The sequence below is a fragment of the Pseudomonas sp. RGB genome, assembly GCF_007713445.1.
Lineage (GTDB): Bacteria > Pseudomonadota > Gammaproteobacteria > Pseudomonadales > Pseudomonadaceae > Aquipseudomonas.
Genome location: NZ_VMSH01000009.1, coordinates 133,413 through 148,897 on the forward strand (window position 1 = coordinate 133,413; position 15,485 = coordinate 148,897).

Annotated in this window: 12 protein-coding genes, 4 tRNA genes and 2 pseudogenes; 14 read left to right on the forward strand and 4 right to left on the reverse strand. The window is 55.0% G+C overall.

Translation table 11 applies throughout. From position 1 onward, the window contains the following. The first annotated feature begins 146 nt into the window (after positions 1-146). Complete coding sequence (locus FPT15_RS19725; protein WP_145163920.1) at positions 147-392, forward strand: hypothetical protein; 246 nt, start codon at positions 147-149, stop codon at positions 390-392. A gap of 484 nt (positions 393-876) precedes the next feature. On the opposite strand, the pseudogene FPT15_RS19730 reads toward FPT15_RS19725, so the two are convergent. Beyond that, positions 877-1,182: pseudogene (locus FPT15_RS19730) on the reverse strand (SOS response-associated peptidase family protein); the annotation flags it as partial. 83 nt (positions 1,183-1,265) lie between these two features. Between FPT15_RS19730 and FPT15_RS19735 the strand changes: the two are divergent. From FPT15_RS19735 to umuC, 3 genes are all read left to right on the forward strand, one after another. Beyond that, positions 1,266-1,475: a hypothetical protein gene (locus FPT15_RS19735; RefSeq protein WP_145163922.1), complete on the forward strand. Its 210-nt coding sequence runs from the start codon at positions 1,266-1,268 to the stop codon at positions 1,473-1,475. A gap of 96 nt (positions 1,476-1,571) precedes the next feature. After that, positions 1,572-1,997, forward strand: a complete 426-nt coding sequence (locus FPT15_RS19740; RefSeq protein ID WP_145163924.1) for a LexA family transcriptional regulator — start codon at positions 1,572-1,574, stop codon at positions 1,995-1,997. Beyond that, entirely contained in the window at positions 1,990-3,267 is a 1,278-nt protein-coding gene (umuC, locus tag FPT15_RS19745) for a translesion error-prone DNA polymerase V subunit UmuC (protein ID WP_145163926.1), read from the forward strand. The genes FPT15_RS19740 and umuC overlap by 8 nt, the downstream gene beginning before the upstream one ends. Positions 3,268-3,292: 25 nt before the next feature. Here the strand turns inward: umuC and FPT15_RS19750 are convergent, their stop codons facing one another. Further along, complete coding sequence (locus tag FPT15_RS19750) at positions 3,293-3,502, reverse strand: hypothetical protein (protein ID WP_145163928.1); 210 nt, start codon at positions 3,500-3,502, stop codon at positions 3,293-3,295. Between the two features lie 88 nt (positions 3,503-3,590). Further along, positions 3,591-3,752, reverse strand: a complete 162-nt coding sequence (locus FPT15_RS29915; protein ID WP_218570666.1) for an L-serine ammonia-lyase, iron-sulfur-dependent, subunit alpha — start codon at positions 3,750-3,752, stop codon at positions 3,591-3,593. A gap of 478 nt (positions 3,753-4,230) precedes the next feature. On the opposite strand from FPT15_RS29915, the pseudogene FPT15_RS19755 reads away from it, so the two are divergent. Both FPT15_RS19755 and FPT15_RS30140 read left to right on the forward strand, forming a co-directional pair. Then, positions 4,231-5,078 (forward strand): annotated as a pseudogene (locus FPT15_RS19755) (IS5 family transposase); the annotation flags it as partial. A gap of 485 nt (positions 5,079-5,563) precedes the next feature. Continuing rightward, complete coding sequence (locus tag FPT15_RS30140) at positions 5,564-6,070, forward strand: hypothetical protein (RefSeq protein ID WP_256676498.1); 507 nt, start codon at positions 5,564-5,566, stop codon at positions 6,068-6,070. Positions 6,071-7,110: 1,040 nt separating this feature from the next. Here FPT15_RS30140 and folD read toward each other — a convergent pair. Next, positions 7,111-7,965, reverse strand: a complete 855-nt coding sequence (folD, locus tag FPT15_RS19765) for a bifunctional methylenetetrahydrofolate dehydrogenase/methenyltetrahydrofolate cyclohydrolase FolD (protein ID WP_106578848.1) — start codon at positions 7,963-7,965, stop codon at positions 7,111-7,113. A 275-nt stretch (positions 7,966-8,240) separates the two neighbouring features. Between folD and FPT15_RS19770 the strand changes: the two genes are divergently transcribed. The 8 genes from FPT15_RS19770 (at position 8,241) to lon (ending at position 15,353) form a co-directional block, all read left to right on the forward strand. Further along, positions 8,241-8,317: transfer RNA gene (locus tag FPT15_RS19770), tRNA-Arg, on the forward strand. 32 nt (positions 8,318-8,349) lie between these two features. Beyond that, a tRNA-His gene (locus tag FPT15_RS19775) sits at positions 8,350-8,425 on the forward strand. A 56-nt stretch (positions 8,426-8,481) separates the two neighbouring features. Next, positions 8,482-8,566, forward strand: a tRNA-Leu gene (locus tag FPT15_RS19780). 77 nt (positions 8,567-8,643) lie between these two features. Beyond that, positions 8,644-8,765, forward strand: a tRNA-OTHER gene (locus FPT15_RS29840). 568 nt (positions 8,766-9,333) lie between these two features. After that, on the forward strand, positions 9,334-10,644 hold the full coding sequence (gene tig, locus FPT15_RS19790) for a trigger factor (RefSeq protein WP_106578847.1): 1,311 nt from the start codon (positions 9,334-9,336) through the stop codon (positions 10,642-10,644). A 91-nt stretch (positions 10,645-10,735) separates the two neighbouring features. Then, positions 10,736-11,371: an ATP-dependent Clp endopeptidase proteolytic subunit ClpP gene (gene clpP, locus FPT15_RS19795; RefSeq protein ID WP_083357884.1), complete on the forward strand. Its 636-nt coding sequence runs from the start codon at positions 10,736-10,738 to the stop codon at positions 11,369-11,371. Between the two features lie 112 nt (positions 11,372-11,483). Beyond that, positions 11,484-12,767 (forward strand): ATP-dependent Clp protease ATP-binding subunit ClpX, encoded by a 1,284-nt coding sequence (gene clpX, locus FPT15_RS19800; protein WP_017136464.1) that lies wholly within the window; start codon positions 11,484-11,486, stop codon positions 12,765-12,767. A gap of 189 nt (positions 12,768-12,956) precedes the next feature. Then, a complete protein-coding gene (gene lon / locus FPT15_RS19805; protein ID WP_119739770.1) occupies positions 12,957-15,353 on the forward strand; it encodes an endopeptidase La in 2,397 nt (798 codons plus the stop codon). Positions 15,354-15,485 lie beyond the last annotated feature (132 nt).

Genomic DNA, 15,485 nt, shown 5'->3' on the forward strand with positions numbered 1-15,485 from the left:
GTACGCTGCCGTTTATGCCTGGCCACGCAATGGCCGAGTAATGCTCATGACCCGGTGTGACACTGCGCAGGCTGCGAGCTGATTCAAGCTCAGTACCCGTTGTGCGAATTGGCCACAATATTAGCCGAAGTGCAGGGAGTTGCGAGATGAACGTCAGCCAGCAGTTGGACGCGATAAGCCTACCGGCAGGGCTTCGCACCAAGATGCAAAACCACCTGTCACACCAGGCGCGTGCTGAGGATTTGCACGCCCTGAAGCTGGCCCTGGCGCGCGCTAAAGGTTTTGTCGAAGGGGTAGATGCAGCCCATGCGCTGACCCCGGCGACCATCGAGGCGCTGTTTATTGCGGTCGAGGACGCAGCTGCCGCGCGGCACCGGGAACTGAACGCTTGATCGAGGAGGCTTCAACCCGACACGCTAAAGCTCTGGTCAGTGAACACGAGATGCGTGAGGTTGTGGTTGGCAGCATTGCCGGCAAAGATAGTAAGCGGACGCTTTCGATTCGTCTGGGCGATACCTCGGCGCGGCTTGTACCGATACGCTCTGTACGAGAACCATTGCGCACCTGATCAAGCCGCACTGCAGTGGTCCGTTGCGCCAGTCATAGGGCTTTAAGGCGTCAAGTGTAAAACTGGCGTCGGCGGAAGCTTTAGTGCCAGCTGTAGCACGCCCACCGCGTCCGGCCCATCCTCGTTAATCCATTCCCCATGGTGCTAGAGGATCATGTTGCCGGTTGCTTTTCCCATCCGTTCGGCGATCCATTCAGGGTGCCTGTGGCGTGGTCGAACTGGGCCGCCAGCGCTGTCCCTGATCAGACGGAAAGCGCCGGGGGCGTGGTGGTAGCGTCTGTACAGTCGCCATCGCGACAAGCGCAGCCGCTATCGATGGGTGCGATTGCCCGGTGCGGACAGATCGCACGAAAGAACCGTCCATGGGCTACTTTCTCGACGCGCGCATTGATCGGTGCGGCCCTGTCCTTGGCCCAGTGTGGCCGCCGACCCCAGCGCACCATGTCGGCGTGCAGCAGATCACCCTGTAGGTGGAGCAGGGCGACTTGGGTTGTGGGGGCTACGTTGTAACGCTCCACTGGCAATTCACCGACAGAGTTAGCCAGAGCGTTAGGCATGCTCAACGCTGCCACGAAGTCGTGAATTCCCCGGTACTGGGTAAGTCTTCCGCACATGATGCTCTCCGCTTGTCGGACCTGCTGAACAGTTGGGCGCTGGCCAATCTCTACACTGTAGACACTGGCCTCGAGTATTCGTCATGACGATCCATAGCGAGCAAATCAACGCGATGCAGGCGTGGTTCGCCTTGCGCAATGAAACCGACTTCATATCGGCGACAGCTGAAGATCGTTACGAGAGGCGCCTGTCGCTGGCTGACGATATGAAAGAGCGCGGCGTAATCGACAGCGGTGAGTGGCGGGAACTCACAGAAGAGGCTGTCGCCGCTTACGCAGATGAGTTTGTCTGACGGGGCCGCTTGTCAGATATCTCTTACGCCAAATTGACCGCAAGCTATCTGCGTTATTAACTGTACATTCGTACAGTGTATGTAAAAGGCTGCATCATGAGCTTCGCAATTTTAGGTCCTATCGCCGAGGGCGGCACGAAGCTGCCCTTTTGCTCTTTTCGGGTACCAGCTGGCTTTCCATCGCCGGCGGCCGACCATATTGAGCAGCACATCTCATTGGATGAGGTCTTAAATATCAGGGCGCCGCACGTCTATCTGATCGCCATCACTGGCGAGAGCATGCAGGGCGCGGGAATTTTTGAGGGTGACCTGGCGGTTGTGGACCGGTCTATTGAGCCGGCACACGGGCATGTAGTGGTGGCGCTGCTGAATAATGACCCCATCTGCAAACGTCTGTGTAAGCGCGGAAGAGAGGTGATCCTTCTGTCGGAGAACCCGAAATACCCGGCGCGGTACATTCTGGAGGGCGACGAGCTGTCGATTTGGGGCGTGATCACAAGCACCGTACGCAGCCATGTCTGAACAGACACCTGTCTTTGCGCTGATTGACTGCAACAGTTTTTATGCAAGCTGCGAGCGTGTGTTCCGCCCTGACTTGGCAAAGGTGCCAATTGTGGTGCTAAGCAACAACGACGGCTGTGTCATCGCCCGAAGCTACGACGCGAAGCCTTTCATCAAGATGGGCGAGCCGTATTTCCAGATCAAGCACAAGCTCAAGCAGCACGGCATTGTCTCGTTTTCATCAAATTACGCCCTGTACGGGGACATGAGTGAGCGGGTCATGATGCTGATCGAGAGCATGGTGCCCGCCGTCGAGATCTACAGCATTGATGAGGCCTTCGCCGACCTGAGCGGTATTGCCAGCCTGGATGTCCTCGGACGCCAGATCCGCGCACGGGTCTTTCAGTGTACCGGAATCCCGGTGGGCGTCGGAATCGCCCACACAAAGACCCTGGCCAAGCTGGCCAACCACACAGCGAAGCGCCTGCAGGCCCAGACCGGCGGTGTAGTGAATATCACTGACCCGGTAAAGCGTGACTGGGTATTGCGCAACACCGACGTCTCAGAGGTGTGGGGTGTCGGCCGGAAGATGAAGCTTCACCTGGACACGATGGGCATCAAGACAGCGATGGATCTGGCCAAGGCCGACCCCTGGACGCTTCGCAAAAAATTCAGCGTGGTCATCGAGAAGACCGCCCGCGAACTGGCCGGCACCTCATGTCTGGAACTGGACGAGCCCGACCCACCCAAGAAGGAAATCTGTTGTAGCCGGATGTTCGGAAAGCGCCTTACCGACTTGCCGCCGATCAAGGAGGCGGTGGCCACCTACATGATGCGCGCCTCTGAAAAGCTGCGAGCTCAAAACTCGCTGTGCAAAAAGGTCCGTGTCTGCATCCGCACAGGCATGTTCAACCCCGAAGAAGCCAAGTATGCCAATGGTGTAGTGGTGGATATGCCGTATCCAACTGACGATGTGCGTCTGCTGACAAAGGCTGCAGTTGACGCCCTTGACCGGATTTTTCGACCAGACTTCAAGTACAGCAAAGCCGAGGTGATGTTGCTCAACCTTTGCCAGCCAGGTGAATACACGGACGATCTATTCGCGGTGTCTCAGCCAGTCGAGGCCACCAGAGTGATGACCGTGCTGGACCAGATCAATGACAGGTGGGGAAGGGGGACGCTGCGATCGGCCAGTGTACCGACAAACCCCGACTGGGGGATGCGCCGGGACATGATGAGCCAGAGCTACACTACGAAGCTCGATCAGCTGTGGTCGGTTGCTTGCAAGTAGTGAAGCGCTCAGCGTCAGATCAACTTCACTCGGGCGACATAAGGACCGCCAGGGTCAGCTTGATGAACTTCTCGTTGTCATCAATGGTGTCCAGAGCTCCGCGCACGTTCTCGGCTACCTCGGCGGAGCCACGCTGCTCGATCCAGTTCGATATCTCCATGATGGAAGCCTCAAGGGCCAGCTGGTTTTCGTAGAGCTTGGACAGAAGAGAGGGGAGCAGGTCTGAGTTGGGCATGTCTGGTTCTCCTAAGAAGGAATAAGAGTACCAGTCAGAAGGTATTTGAGAAGTGAGGCCGAAGCATCTAATTAAAGGTGCGCAGGAATCAGCGAAGAGAAATAATGTTCTTAGCTAGTGACAGGATACCCTGTACACCGCTCGTGCTGGCCGCCATTACCGATACCATTGCTGCCCATACTGTCTCAAAAAAACATGCAACATAAGTGATGACATTGCTTTTTGTACGACGTTGAGATTTATTATTCATAAGTACCCCCTTTTTTGTTGATTTAAAGCTCTGTTCTGATTTTTTTTGCACTAAAACGCTGATGAAACGCAAAAAACTAAGAAACAGTAGGGGGAACAGCAAGGCACTGAGATTCGAACTCAGAAACACACTAGCTAAAAACACTAATCTATAAAATCATCTCATAAAAAAAACGGCCTGTCAAGTTTTTGTTGACCTGGGTGGTCTGGAGTGCTAGCTGGGTTTTTTATGGGGCAATTTGCTTAGAAAAGCAGTTCCTAAACTAAAAAAGTACCCCAGGTGGAATGCGCCTTCAAGCCTTATCAATTGCTTCGAGAAAAGGAACTCTGCAGGCCCTCAAGGCGTCAGCCCGTCTTTATATGCGTAGCGGTCTTGAAAACTGGCGAACGTTAATAGCGTTCCCAGGGTTCGAATCCCTAGGTTTTGTACGAAAAGTCGGTACGGGTAGAATTGCCGCCATGATTGGCTTGAGGCCCGCATGGCAAAACGTTACGAACTCTCCGACGCATCATGGGAATTGATCAAGGATCTGGTTTCTCCCGAGCAGAAAATGGGACGACCACGCAGTGATGATCGTCTGGTACTCCACGGAATCCTTTGGATACTGTGCTCAGGCGCTGCCTGGCGTGACCTGCCGGAACGCTTCGGGCCGTGGTCGACGGTGTATCAGCGTTTTCGTGACTGGCGCGACGACGGCACGTTTGACTTAATACTGGAACGTTTGCATATTCGACTGAACCGGGAAGGATTGATTGATCTGGATACCTGGATGATCGATTCCACGGCGGTACGTGCAACCCGAGCCTCTTCAGGCGCCGGGAAAAAGGGGGGCCTGAAGAACCGCTAGACCACGCCATTGGACGCAGTCGAGGCGGCCTTACTACAAAGATCCATATGGTCTGCGACGCTAATGGCGTTCCCTTACGCTTCATCCTTTCGCCGGGGCAAGCCAGTGATATCGCCCACGCCCAGCCGCTGCTGGATCAGGTGCGAATTCCCGGCAAGCCGGGGCGACCACGCAAACGTAGTCGCTGGTTACTGGCTGACAAAGGCTATGACGCAGAACATCTGCGTCATTACTGCGACCGTTACCGAATGCAGCCGGTGATCCCGCTACGCGCCATGCCACGCAAACCCCGACCTGGCTTGCCCCGACTCTTTGATCGTCCAAAGTATCGGCAGCGCAACATCATTGAGCGGATGTTTGGCTGGCTGAAAGAGAATCGCAGAATAGGGACTCGCTACGACAAGCTGGCGACGAGCTTTTCGGCGATGGTCTCGCTGGCCTGCAGCCTACGCTGTATGCGGCAGTACTTTTCGTACAAACCTAGTTTCCCGCCAAGATTTACACAAAAGCCTCGCGAAAGCGGGGCTTTTGCGTTTCTGGGGGTTGATGGCGTAAGACGGTTTCTCATGGGGGCCGAAACCTTGACTATTCGAAGGGCTTGGCGTCCTCACCAATCCTTCGGTAAATCCATTTGGTGACCGTCCCTATAATGGCGTCAATTGGTTCGGGGCGCTTGCCCTTGGCCCACAATGGCAGCCATCCCCATCGGCGCTGCGATTTACACGGGCCACCACCAGGCGCATGCGCAGCGTGGCCCCACACTAATTTAACCGATTAAATTTGTAGCCTTTCTGGCGAGCTTTTACTCGTCATGTTTTTGTTTTTTTACTATTATCGTTTATCTGCGTACTCAAGGAAGAGGGGCTGAGCGCCTTGAGGCTGGTAGAAAATTTCACTCGATCATTGAGTGAGTTATTACTTTTACCCAGAACCTAACGACTCAGCCAACCGTAATGGACTATTGGTGGAACCGATGGATAAAATGTGTGGCATCGTTGTAGTGGTAGGACTGGCCCTCTCGGGATGCGCTACGAAAACGCCAGAAAAACCTGACGTGGCTCCACCTCCTGCCGTCGTCCAGAAAGCCCCCCCTGAAGTCGCACACACCACTCCAGAAAACTGGACAGTCCGCTATGAGGCTGCGCCTGCGAACGCCCGTGCTGATTCACATGTCCCTGCCGCTCCGGAATCCGCGCAGGCAGAATCAGAAACAGACCTGAACCAAAATCGCGCTGAGCAATGCCGTAAAGAGCTGGATGTCTTAAAGGTCTACAACAAAGTGTCTTACAACAAATACGAGGCGGAATACCAGGCCATTGCTGCCAAGACGGCCAAGTACATGGAAATCAAAGACTCATTAGGTCCCGATTTAAACCACATGGTCATGCCCGCTTATCAATTTCAAATTCGCGAGTTCTGCTTCCGGGTTAAGACCCGTCTCTCGGAGCTCGTGCTTCGCCAAGCCAAGTAATGATTCCGCGTGAGGGTGAGTCTTTTGCCAGTGAGGGAAATACTGAAAAAGACGTCCATCTCTGGTGCAATACTCGCCTCACGCGAATCAATGAACATTAAAAGGCCACGGCCTGCGGGCAGTTGCATAGCGGTCTTGAAAGCCGTCGGACGTTGATAGCATCTCCAGGGTTCGACTCCCCGGTCTACCGTTAAGATTCAAACGAAAGCCCTGCATTAGCGGGGCTTTTGCGTTTCTGCGGTTTGGTTCAGCCATCACGCTAACCTTTGGTAAGCGTTTGGCCAACACACATTCGATGTGGTTGCGTAAGACGTAGATTTTCACGGCTTAGAGCCGACCTCCTCGAACGCAGGTAGATACTGCTCGCAGATCATCTTTTGCAGCTCACCGAGGTAGAGCTGCAGGCTTTTTATGGGCGCTGCCCACCGTAACAGTGGCTGGAACCACATCTTCCAACAGTGAAGGGAGTAGGTTTGAGTTTGGCATTTGCGTTTCTCTGGTGGAGTGAACAGCTTAGCAACCGGTGTTATTTGGGAGGGTCGTGTTCGGTCGGCAGGACGCCGGGGTGGGGATGGATCTCGTACCAATTCTTGTACCACTGACTGCGTTCCGCTATCGAATGGTGGGTATCCCAAAGTGGCCAAACCCCTGAATTTGCTGGGTTTGGCCACTTTGGAAAACTTACGAATACACGAAATTAATATTAGGAGTATGGATCAGAAAGCGATAGAGAGCCTTTAAAGAAAGGCTGTAAGCCGATGATTGGTCAGGGTTGTACCGATTTTTAGAAAAACCTGGTCATCGAGCCAGGTTTTTTTCAAGGCGGCTTAGGCCGACGGTTTTACCCGCGTGCGCCGGATGAAGTTGCCCACAATAGTCAGGCAGGGTGCTTATAGGCAAATGGCCCATTTTCAGTGTTGTAAACGAGGCAGGCCAGGCGGGTAGCGCAGCCACCGGCAGGTACGACGCATCGTCGTCGGTTAATTGCGCCCAATAAAAAAGCCCCGCTGTCAGGCGGGGCTTTTCATGGCAGTCACTTATCAGTCGTGCAGTGTTTCTGCCGCGTACAAGGTGTTTTCCAGCAGGCATGCTCGAGTCATCGGGCCAACGCCGCCTGGCACTGGTGTAATCCAGCCGGCGCGGGGCAGGGCGGTTTCGTACACCACATCGCCGACGAGCTTGCCGTCTTCCTGGCGGTTGATGCCCACGTCGATGACGATGGCGCCTTCTTTGATCCACTCACCTTTGACCAGGCCGGGTTTGCCGGCAGCCACCACTACCAAGTCGGCGCGGCCGACATGGCCAGCGAGGTCTTTGGTGAAACGGTGAGTGACGGTCACGGTGCAGCCAGCCAGCAGCAACTCCATGGCCATCGGGCGACCGACAATGTTGGACGCGCCGACGACGACGGCATCGAGGCCGTACAGATCTACACCGGTGCTTTCCAGCAGGGTCATGATGCCTTTCGGGGTGCACGGGCGCAGCAGCGGGATACGCTGGGCCAGGCGGCCGACGTTATACGGGTGGAAACCGTCGACGTCTTTGTCGGGACGGATGCGCTCCAGCAGTTTGGAAGCATCCAGGTGCTCGGGCAGTGGCAGCTGCAGCAGGATGCCGTCGATACCCGGGTCGTCATTGAGGCTGTCGATCAGGTCGGTCAGGGCCTGCTGGGTGGTGTCTTCCGGCAGGTCGTAGGCCTTGGAAATAAAGCCGACCTCTTCACAGTCTTTACGCTTGTGCGAGACATAAACCTGAGAGGCAGGATCGCTGCCGACCAGGATCACCGCGAGGCCAGGCGTGCGCAGGCCTTGCTGGCTACGCTCGGTGACTCGTTTGGCGATCTGCTGGCGCAGGCTGGCGGCGATTGATTTGCCGTCGATAAGTTGTGCAGTCATTACGCGTGATTAACCATCGAGAGGGGGAAGAAAAGTGCGCGCATTCTCGCATGCCAAGACGTGAGGGCAAAGGCGCTTGGTCTGCAAATTGCCCTAACCCCTTAAATAAAATGAATTTTTTTCAAAAAAGATTTGACGGGTTTCCGAGGCGTCTATACTATTCGTCGCACTTGTCGGGCACAGCCTAGCACTGGTTAAGAAGGTCGAGCACAATTGTTGTCGTGCAAGGCTGGAAGCACTTAGTTTGTAATCCTCCAAGAGTACAGATTAATCAGGCGCCCGTAGCTCAGCTGGATAGAGCATCCGCCTTCTAAGCGGATGGTCGCAGGTTCGAGTCCTGCCGGGTGCGCCATTAGGCAGCTTTGGCACAAGTAGCGCTATATGGTGGGCGTAGCTCAGTTGGTAGAGCACGGGATTGTGACTCCCGTTGTCGAGGGTTCGATCCCCTTCGTCCACCCCATATTTTAAAAGGCGCCAGATTAATCATCTGGCGCCTTTGCTTTAAGAGCTTCAAGCGCGGATGTGGTGGAATTGGTAGACACACTGGATTTAGGTTCCAGCGCCGCGAGGCGTAAGAGTTCGAGTCTCTTCATCCGCACCAATTAAAGCTTTGCACCCCCGTCAGGGGATGCGAGGTTCGGCAAAGAAGATGTTTGGGTTCTTTGTTAATGCAATATGGTGGGCGTAGCTCAGTTGGTAGAGCACGGGATTGTGACTCCCGTTGTCGAGGGTTCGATCCCCTTCGTCCAACGGGATTGTGACTCCCGTTGTCGAGGGTTCGATCCCCTTCGTCCACCCCATATTCAGAAAAAGCGCCAGATCAATGATCTGGCGCTTTTTTTTTGCGCCGAAAATTTCCGATCTGCCGTGTGCGGTGTCTTGACGCCAAGAAAAAGCAAGCATTCTCAATGCCTTGGCGTTAGAATCGTTGCCGGTTTTGAGCGTGTAGAACTGATTCCCGGCTATATCAGGGTCAGTGCAGCTATTTAATAGCGAATAACGGCGCAGTACCTGAAAAGGGCTGTGCCGTTTTTGTTTAAGTGTCTTGAGTTTCCAGGGTGGGGCGTTTCGTCGTATTTGTGTGTCTCGATGCTGCTGCCGCGCCCTTCGGCCTTGCACGCAAGGTCGGTCGCCAAGGGGGCGCATCTACGCTCTTCTATATATAGAAGGCTGATGCAGAGCCCTGGCGTGATGAGCTGTATTTGCTAACGGGATAAAGTGCATGCGTGCACTTGAACCTATAAATGGCCTGCTGTTTTTCTACCCGTTTTCAGTAGGGTGACTTCTTGAGTTTGACCCACTAGAATGCATGCCCTTGATTCTGGGGTCGGAAACGGCCGGCTAACGTCTGTGCAACGAGGAATATCCATGCAAGTTTCTGTTGAAAATACTACTGCTATCGAGCGCCGCCTGAGCATCACTGTGCCGGCAGAGCGTATTGAGACTGCGGTCAACAAGCGTCTGCAGCAGACTGCCCAAAAGGCCAAGATCGCTGGTTTCCGTCCAGGCAAAGTGCCAATGAGCGAAATCAAGCGTCGTTTTGGCGCCGATGCGCGTCAGGAAGCTGTAGGTGACGTGATCCAGGCTTCGTTCTACGAAGCTGTTGTCGAGCACAAGCTGAACCCGGCTGGCTCGCCTTCGATCGAACCTAAATCCCTGGAAGCCGGCAAAGACCTGGAATACGTTGCCGTATTCGAAGTGTTCCCGGAGTTCACCGTTGCTGGTTTCGAAGACATCGCCGTAGAGCGCCTGAGCGCTGAAGTGGCCGATGCCGACCTGGACAACATGCTGGAAATCCTGCGCAAGCAGAACACCCGTTTCGAAGCGGTCGATCGCGCTGCTCAGAACGAAGACCAGTTGAACATCGATTTCGTTGGCAAGGTTGACGGCGAAGTATTCGCTGGCGGCTCCGCCAAGGGCACTCAGCTGGTGCTGGGTTCCAACCGCATGATCCCTGGCTTCGAAGACGGCCTGGTTGGCGCCAAAGCTGGCGAAGAGCGCGTTCTGAACCTGACGTTCCCTGCTGACTACCAGAACCTGGACCTGGCCGGCAAAGCCGCCGAGTTCACCGTGACCGTCAACAGTGTTTCCGAGCCTAAGCTGCCAGAGCTGAACGAAGAGTTCTTCGCTCAATTCGGTATCAAGGAAACCGGTATCGACGGCTTCCGCACCGAAGTTCGCAAGAACATGGAGCGTGAGCTGCGTCAGGCCATCAAGTCCAAGGTCAAGAACCAGGTCATGGACGGTCTGCTGGCTGCCAACCCGATCGAAGTGCCTAAGGCCCTGCTGTCCAACGAAGTGGATCGCCTGCGCGTTCAAGCGGTTCAGCAGTTCGGTGGCAACATCAAGCCTGACCAACTGCCGGCCGAGCTGTTCGAAGAGCAAGCCAAGCGCCGCGTTGTGCTGGGTCTGGTCGTGGCTGAAGTGGTCAAGCAATTCGACCTCAAGCCTGACGAAGATCGCGTTCGCGAAATGATCCAGGAAATGGCTTCCGCCTACCAGGAGCCAGAGCAGGTCGTGGCTTGGTACTACAAGAACGACCAGCAGCTGAACGAAGTACGTTCGGTTGTGCTGGAAGAACAAGTTGTGGATACTGTTCTGCAGAAGGCTAAGGTGACCGACAAAGCGGTCTCTTACGAAGAAGCAGTCAAACCGGCGGAAGCAGCACAAGCCGACTGATTGTCCAACTCGTTCGAAATACAACCATAAGCCAGCCTCGCGCTGGCTTATGCGTTTTCAAGACATGACTATTTGGGAGTAACTGCAGAGCATGTTCCGTAATTCCTATATTCAGCAGAACTCTGATATCCAGGCCGCTGGCGGCCTGGTCCCGATGGTTGTCGAGCAATCTGCTCGTGGCGAACGCGCCTATGACATCTACTCGCGCCTGCTCAAGGAACGAGTGATCTTTCTGGTCGGCCCTGTAGAGGACTACATGGCCAATCTGATCTGCGCGCAACTGCTGTTCCTTGAAGCGGAAAACCCGGACAAGGACATCCATCTTTACATCAACTCCCCGGGCGGTTCGGTGACGGCGGGTATGTCGATCTACGACACCATGCAGTTCATCAAGCCAAACGTATCGACGACCTGCATCGGTCAGGCCTGCAGCATGGGCGCGTTCCTGCTCACCGCGGGTGCCGAGGGCAAGCGCTACTGCCTGCCTAACTCGCGCGTGATGATTCACCAGCCGCTGGGCGGCTTCCAGGGCCAGGCGTCGGACATCGAAATTCACGCCAAGGAAATCCTGTTTATTCGTGAGCGCCTCAACACGTTGATGGCCAAGCACAGCGGGCACACCCTGGAAGAAATCGAGCGTGACACCAATCGCGACAACTTCATGAGCGCGGAAGCTGCACGCGCCTATGGGTTGATCGACGCAGTGATCGAAAAGCGCCCCGCTTAATATAAGCACCTCAAAATAGGGCTGGTCGGCATGTCCGACCACCGGCGGGCTTGAAAAAGCCCGCATAAGCCTTCATCTTGTGTTGCAAGCCTATCGGATTTGGATCGAACGAATGACTGACACCCGCAACGGCGAGGACAACGGCAAGCTGCTCTATTGCTCCTTCTGCGGCAAAAGCCAGCATGAAGTACGCAAATTGATTGCCGGCCCCTCGGTGTTTATCTGCGACGAGTGCGTCGACCTGTGCAATGACATCATCCGCGAGGAGGTGCAGGAAGCTCAGGCCGAAAGCAGCGCGCATAAATTGCCTTCGCCTAAAGAAATCAGCGGCATCCTTGATCAGTATGTGATTGGTCAAGAGCGTGCAAAGAAGGTTCTGGCCGTAGCGGTGTACAACCACTACAAGCGCTTGAACCAGCGTGACAAGAAAGGTGACGAAGTCGAACTCGGCAAGAGCAACATCTTGCTGATCGGCCCTACAGGCTCGGGTAAAACCTTGCTTGCAGAAACCCTCGCTCGCCTGTTGAACGTTCCGTTCACCATCGCCGACGCCACCACCCTCACCGAGGCTGGCTACGTGGGTGAGGACGTCGAGAACATCATTCAGAAACTGCTGCAGAAGTGCGACTACGACGTGGAGAAGGCCCAGATGGGTATTGTCTACATCGACGAAATCGACAAGATTTCGCGCAAGTCTGACAACCCGTCGATCACCCGCGATGTTTCCGGTGAAGGCGTGCAGCAGGCCCTGTTGAAGCTGATCGAAGGCACGGTTGCTTCCGTTCCGCCTCAAGGTGGTCGCAAGCACCCGCAGCAGGAATTCCTTCAGGTTGATACGCGCAACATCCTGTTCATCTGTGGCGGTGCGTTTTCCGGTCTGGAAAAGGTTATTCAGCAACGTTCCACGCGTGGCGGCATCGGTTTCGGTGCGGAAGTGCGCAGCAAGGAAGAAGGCAAGAAGGTGGGCGAGTCCCTGCGTGAAGTCGAGCCTGACGATCTGGTCAAGTTCGGTCTGATCCCGGAATTCGTTGGTCGTCTGCCGGTCCTGGCCACATTGGACGAGCTGGATGAGGCTGCTTTGATTCAGATCCTCACCGAGCCGAAAAACGCCCTGACCAAGCAATACGCCAAGCTGTTCGAGATGGAAGGTGTAGACCTCGAGTTCCGTACCGACGCACTCAAATCAGTGGCCAAGCGGGCACTGGAGCGCAAGACCGGTGCACGTGGTTTGCGCTCGATTCTCGAAGGCGTTTTGCTCGACACCATGTACGAAATCCCCTCGCAGTCCGAGGTGAGTAAAGTGGTGATCGACGAAAGCGTTATCGAAGGCAAATCCAAGCCGCTGTATATCTACGAAAACAGTGAGCCGGCTGCCAAGGCTGCGCCAGACGCTTAAGCGTTTTGCAGTTGCAGTACAAGCAAGGGGCCTTTCGGGGCCCCTTCTTTTTTGGGGCTGTTTTTTGCAGCAGTTTTTTTAATTCGCGTTTATTCATGCGTTTAACTGCTGGCATTGAGCTTGTTTTTTTTGCATGCAGCCCCCATCTTGTTTTCAAGCTTACTTTTCAACTGTCATAGAGGCGAAATCATGAAGACAACCATCGAATTGCCTCTCCTGCCGTTGCGTGATGTCGTCGTCTATCCGCACATGGTTATCCCGCTGTTCGTGGGGCGCGAGAAGTCTATCGAAGCCCTCGAGGCCGCGATGACGGGCGACAAGCAGATCCTGCTGTTGGCCCAGAAAAATCCTGCTGATGATGATCCAGGCGAAGATGCCCTGTATCGCGTCGGTACCGTTGCTACCGTCCTGCAATTGCTCAAGCTGCCCGATGGCACCGTCAAGGTGCTGGTGGAAGGTGAGCAACGTGGTGCGGTCGAGCGTTTCATGGAGGTGGACGGCCACCTGCGCGCCGAAGTGGCGCTGATCGACGAAGTCGAAGCCCCTGAGCGCGAATCTGAAGTGTTTGTGCGCAGCCTGCTCTCGCAGTTCGAGCAGTATGTGCAGTTGGGCAAAAAAGTCCCGGCTGAAGTCCTGTCCTCGCTCAACAGCATTGATGAGCCAAGCCGCCTGGTCGATACCATGGCCGCGCACATGGCGCTGAAAATCGAGCAGAAGCAAGACATCCTCGAAATTATCGACTTGCCGGCTCGTGTTGAACACGTCCTGGCGCTGCTGGATGGCGAGATCGACCTGCTGCAGGTTGAAAAACGCATCCGCGGTCGCGTGAAAAAACAAATGGAGCGCAGCCAGCGCGAGTACTACCTGAATGAGCAGATGAAGGCCATTCAGAAAGAACTCGGTGACAGCGAGGACGGCCACAACGAAATCGAAGAGCTGAAAAAGCGCATCGATGCTGCCGGCCTGCCAAAAGACGCGCTGACCAAGGCTACTGCTGAGCTGAACAAGCTCAAGCAAATGTCGCCAATGTCCGCCGAAGCCACTGTGGTGCGTTCCTACATCGACTGGCTGGTACAGGTGCCGTGGAAGGCTCAGACCAAAGTGCGTCTGGATCTGGCGCGCGCTGAAGACATCCTCGACGCCGACCACTACGGCCTCGAAGAGGTTAAAGAACGCATCCTCGAATACCTCGCCGTGCAAAAGCGAGTGAAGAAAATTCGTGGTCCGGTGTTGTGCCTGGTGGGGCCTCCGGGGGTCGGTAAAACGTCCCTGGCTGAGTCCATCGCCAACGCCACCAACCGCAAATTCGTGCGCATGGCCCTCGGTGGTGTGCGTGATGAAGCGGAAATTCGTGGCCATCGCCGTACTTACATCGGTTCGATGCCAGGAAGATTGATTCAAAAGATGACAAAGGTGGGCGTGCGCAACCCGCTGTTCCTGCTCGATGAAATCGACAAAATGGGCAGCGACATGCGCGGTGATCCAGCCTCTGCATTGCTCGAAGTGCTCGACCCCGAGCAGAACCACAATTTCAACGACCATTACCTGGAAGTCGACTACGACCTGTCCGATGTAATGTTCCTGTGCACCTCTAACTCCATGAATATTCCGCCAGCGCTGCTGGACCGGATGGAGGTGATTCGTCTGCCGGGTTACACCGAAGACGAGAAGATCAACATCGCCGTCAAATACCTCGCGCCTAAACAGATTTCAGCCAACGGCTTGAAAAAGGGCGAGATCGAGTTTGAGGTCGAAGCGATTCGCGACATCGTGCGTTATTACACGCGCGAGGCGGGTGTACGCGGCCTTGAGCGTCAGATTGCGAAGATTTGCCGCAAGGCGGTCAAAGAACACGCACTGGAAAAACGCTTCTCTGTGAAGGTTGTCGCCGACTCCCTTGAACACTTCCTGGGCGTGAAGAAATTCCGTTACGGCCTGGCCGAGCAGCAAGACCAGGTAGGGCAGGTGACCGGTCTGGCGTGGACTCAGGTGGGTGGCGAATTGCTGACCATCGAAGCCGCTGTGATTCCGGGCAAAGGCCAGTTGATCAAGACCGGTTCGCTGGGTGATGTGATGGTCGAATCCATCACTGCTGCGCAGACCGTGGTGCGCAGCCGCGCCAAGAGCCTGGGGATTCCCCTGGACTTCCACGAGAAGCACGACACCCACATCCACATGCCGGAAGGGGCGACGCCCAAAGACGGTCCTAGCGCTGGCGTAGGCATGTGCACGGCACTGGTATCGGCATTGACCGGCATACCTGTGCGAGCCGATGTGGCAATGACAGGGGAAATTACCCTGCGTGGTCAGGTATTGGCCATTGGTGGTCTGAAAGAGAAATTGCTCGCTGCACACCGCGGTGGTATCAAGACGGTGATCATTCCTGAAGAGAATGTTCGCGACTTGAAGGAAATTCCGGACAATATCAAGCAGGATCTTCAGATTAAACCGGTTAAATGGATTGACGAGGTCCTGCAAATTGCGCTGCAATACGCGCCGGAGCCCTTGCCGGATGTGGCTCCGGAGATAGTCTCGAAGGATGAAAAACGCGAGTCTGATTCCAAGGAAAGAATTAGCACGCATTAATGCGATTAAGCCGGGTGGCTTCCTTGACAGCTTTTTAGAGCCCTTGTTATAAAGCGGCTCTTAAGTGTCTGTAGGCCATTCAGCACTGGTTTTTGCTTTCACCAAAAAACTTAGAATCATACTCAATAGATA

Excerpts from the sequence above, each read along its gene's own strand:
- FPT15_RS19725 (WP_145163920.1), top strand. The coding sequence starts at position 147 with ATGAACGTCAGCCAGCAGTTGGACGCGATAAGCCTACCGGCAGGGCTT.
- FPT15_RS19735 (WP_145163922.1), top strand. The coding sequence starts at position 1,266 with ATGACGATCCATAGCGAGCAAATCAACGCGATGCAGGCGTGGTTCGCC.
- FPT15_RS19740 (WP_145163924.1), top strand. The coding sequence starts at position 1,572 with ATGAGCTTCGCAATTTTAGGTCCTATCGCCGAGGGCGGCACGAAGCTG.
- umuC (WP_145163926.1), top strand. The coding sequence starts at position 1,990 with ATGTCTGAACAGACACCTGTCTTTGCGCTGATTGACTGCAACAGTTTT.
- FPT15_RS19750 (WP_145163928.1), bottom strand. The coding sequence starts at position 3,502 with ATGCCCAACTCAGACCTGCTCCCCTCTCTTCTGTCCAAGCTCTACGAA.
- FPT15_RS29915 (WP_218570666.1), bottom strand. The coding sequence starts at position 3,752 with ATGAATAATAAATCTCAACGTCGTACAAAAAGCAATGTCATCACTTAT.
- folD (WP_106578848.1), bottom strand. The coding sequence starts at position 7,965 with ATGACTGCACAACTTATCGACGGCAAATCAATCGCCGCCAGCCTGCGC.
- tig (WP_106578847.1), top strand. The coding sequence starts at position 9,334 with ATGCAAGTTTCTGTTGAAAATACTACTGCTATCGAGCGCCGCCTGAGC.
- clpP (WP_083357884.1), top strand. The coding sequence starts at position 10,736 with ATGTTCCGTAATTCCTATATTCAGCAGAACTCTGATATCCAGGCCGCT.
- clpX (WP_017136464.1), top strand. The coding sequence starts at position 11,484 with ATGACTGACACCCGCAACGGCGAGGACAACGGCAAGCTGCTCTATTGC.
- lon (WP_119739770.1), top strand. The coding sequence starts at position 12,957 with ATGAAGACAACCATCGAATTGCCTCTCCTGCCGTTGCGTGATGTCGTC.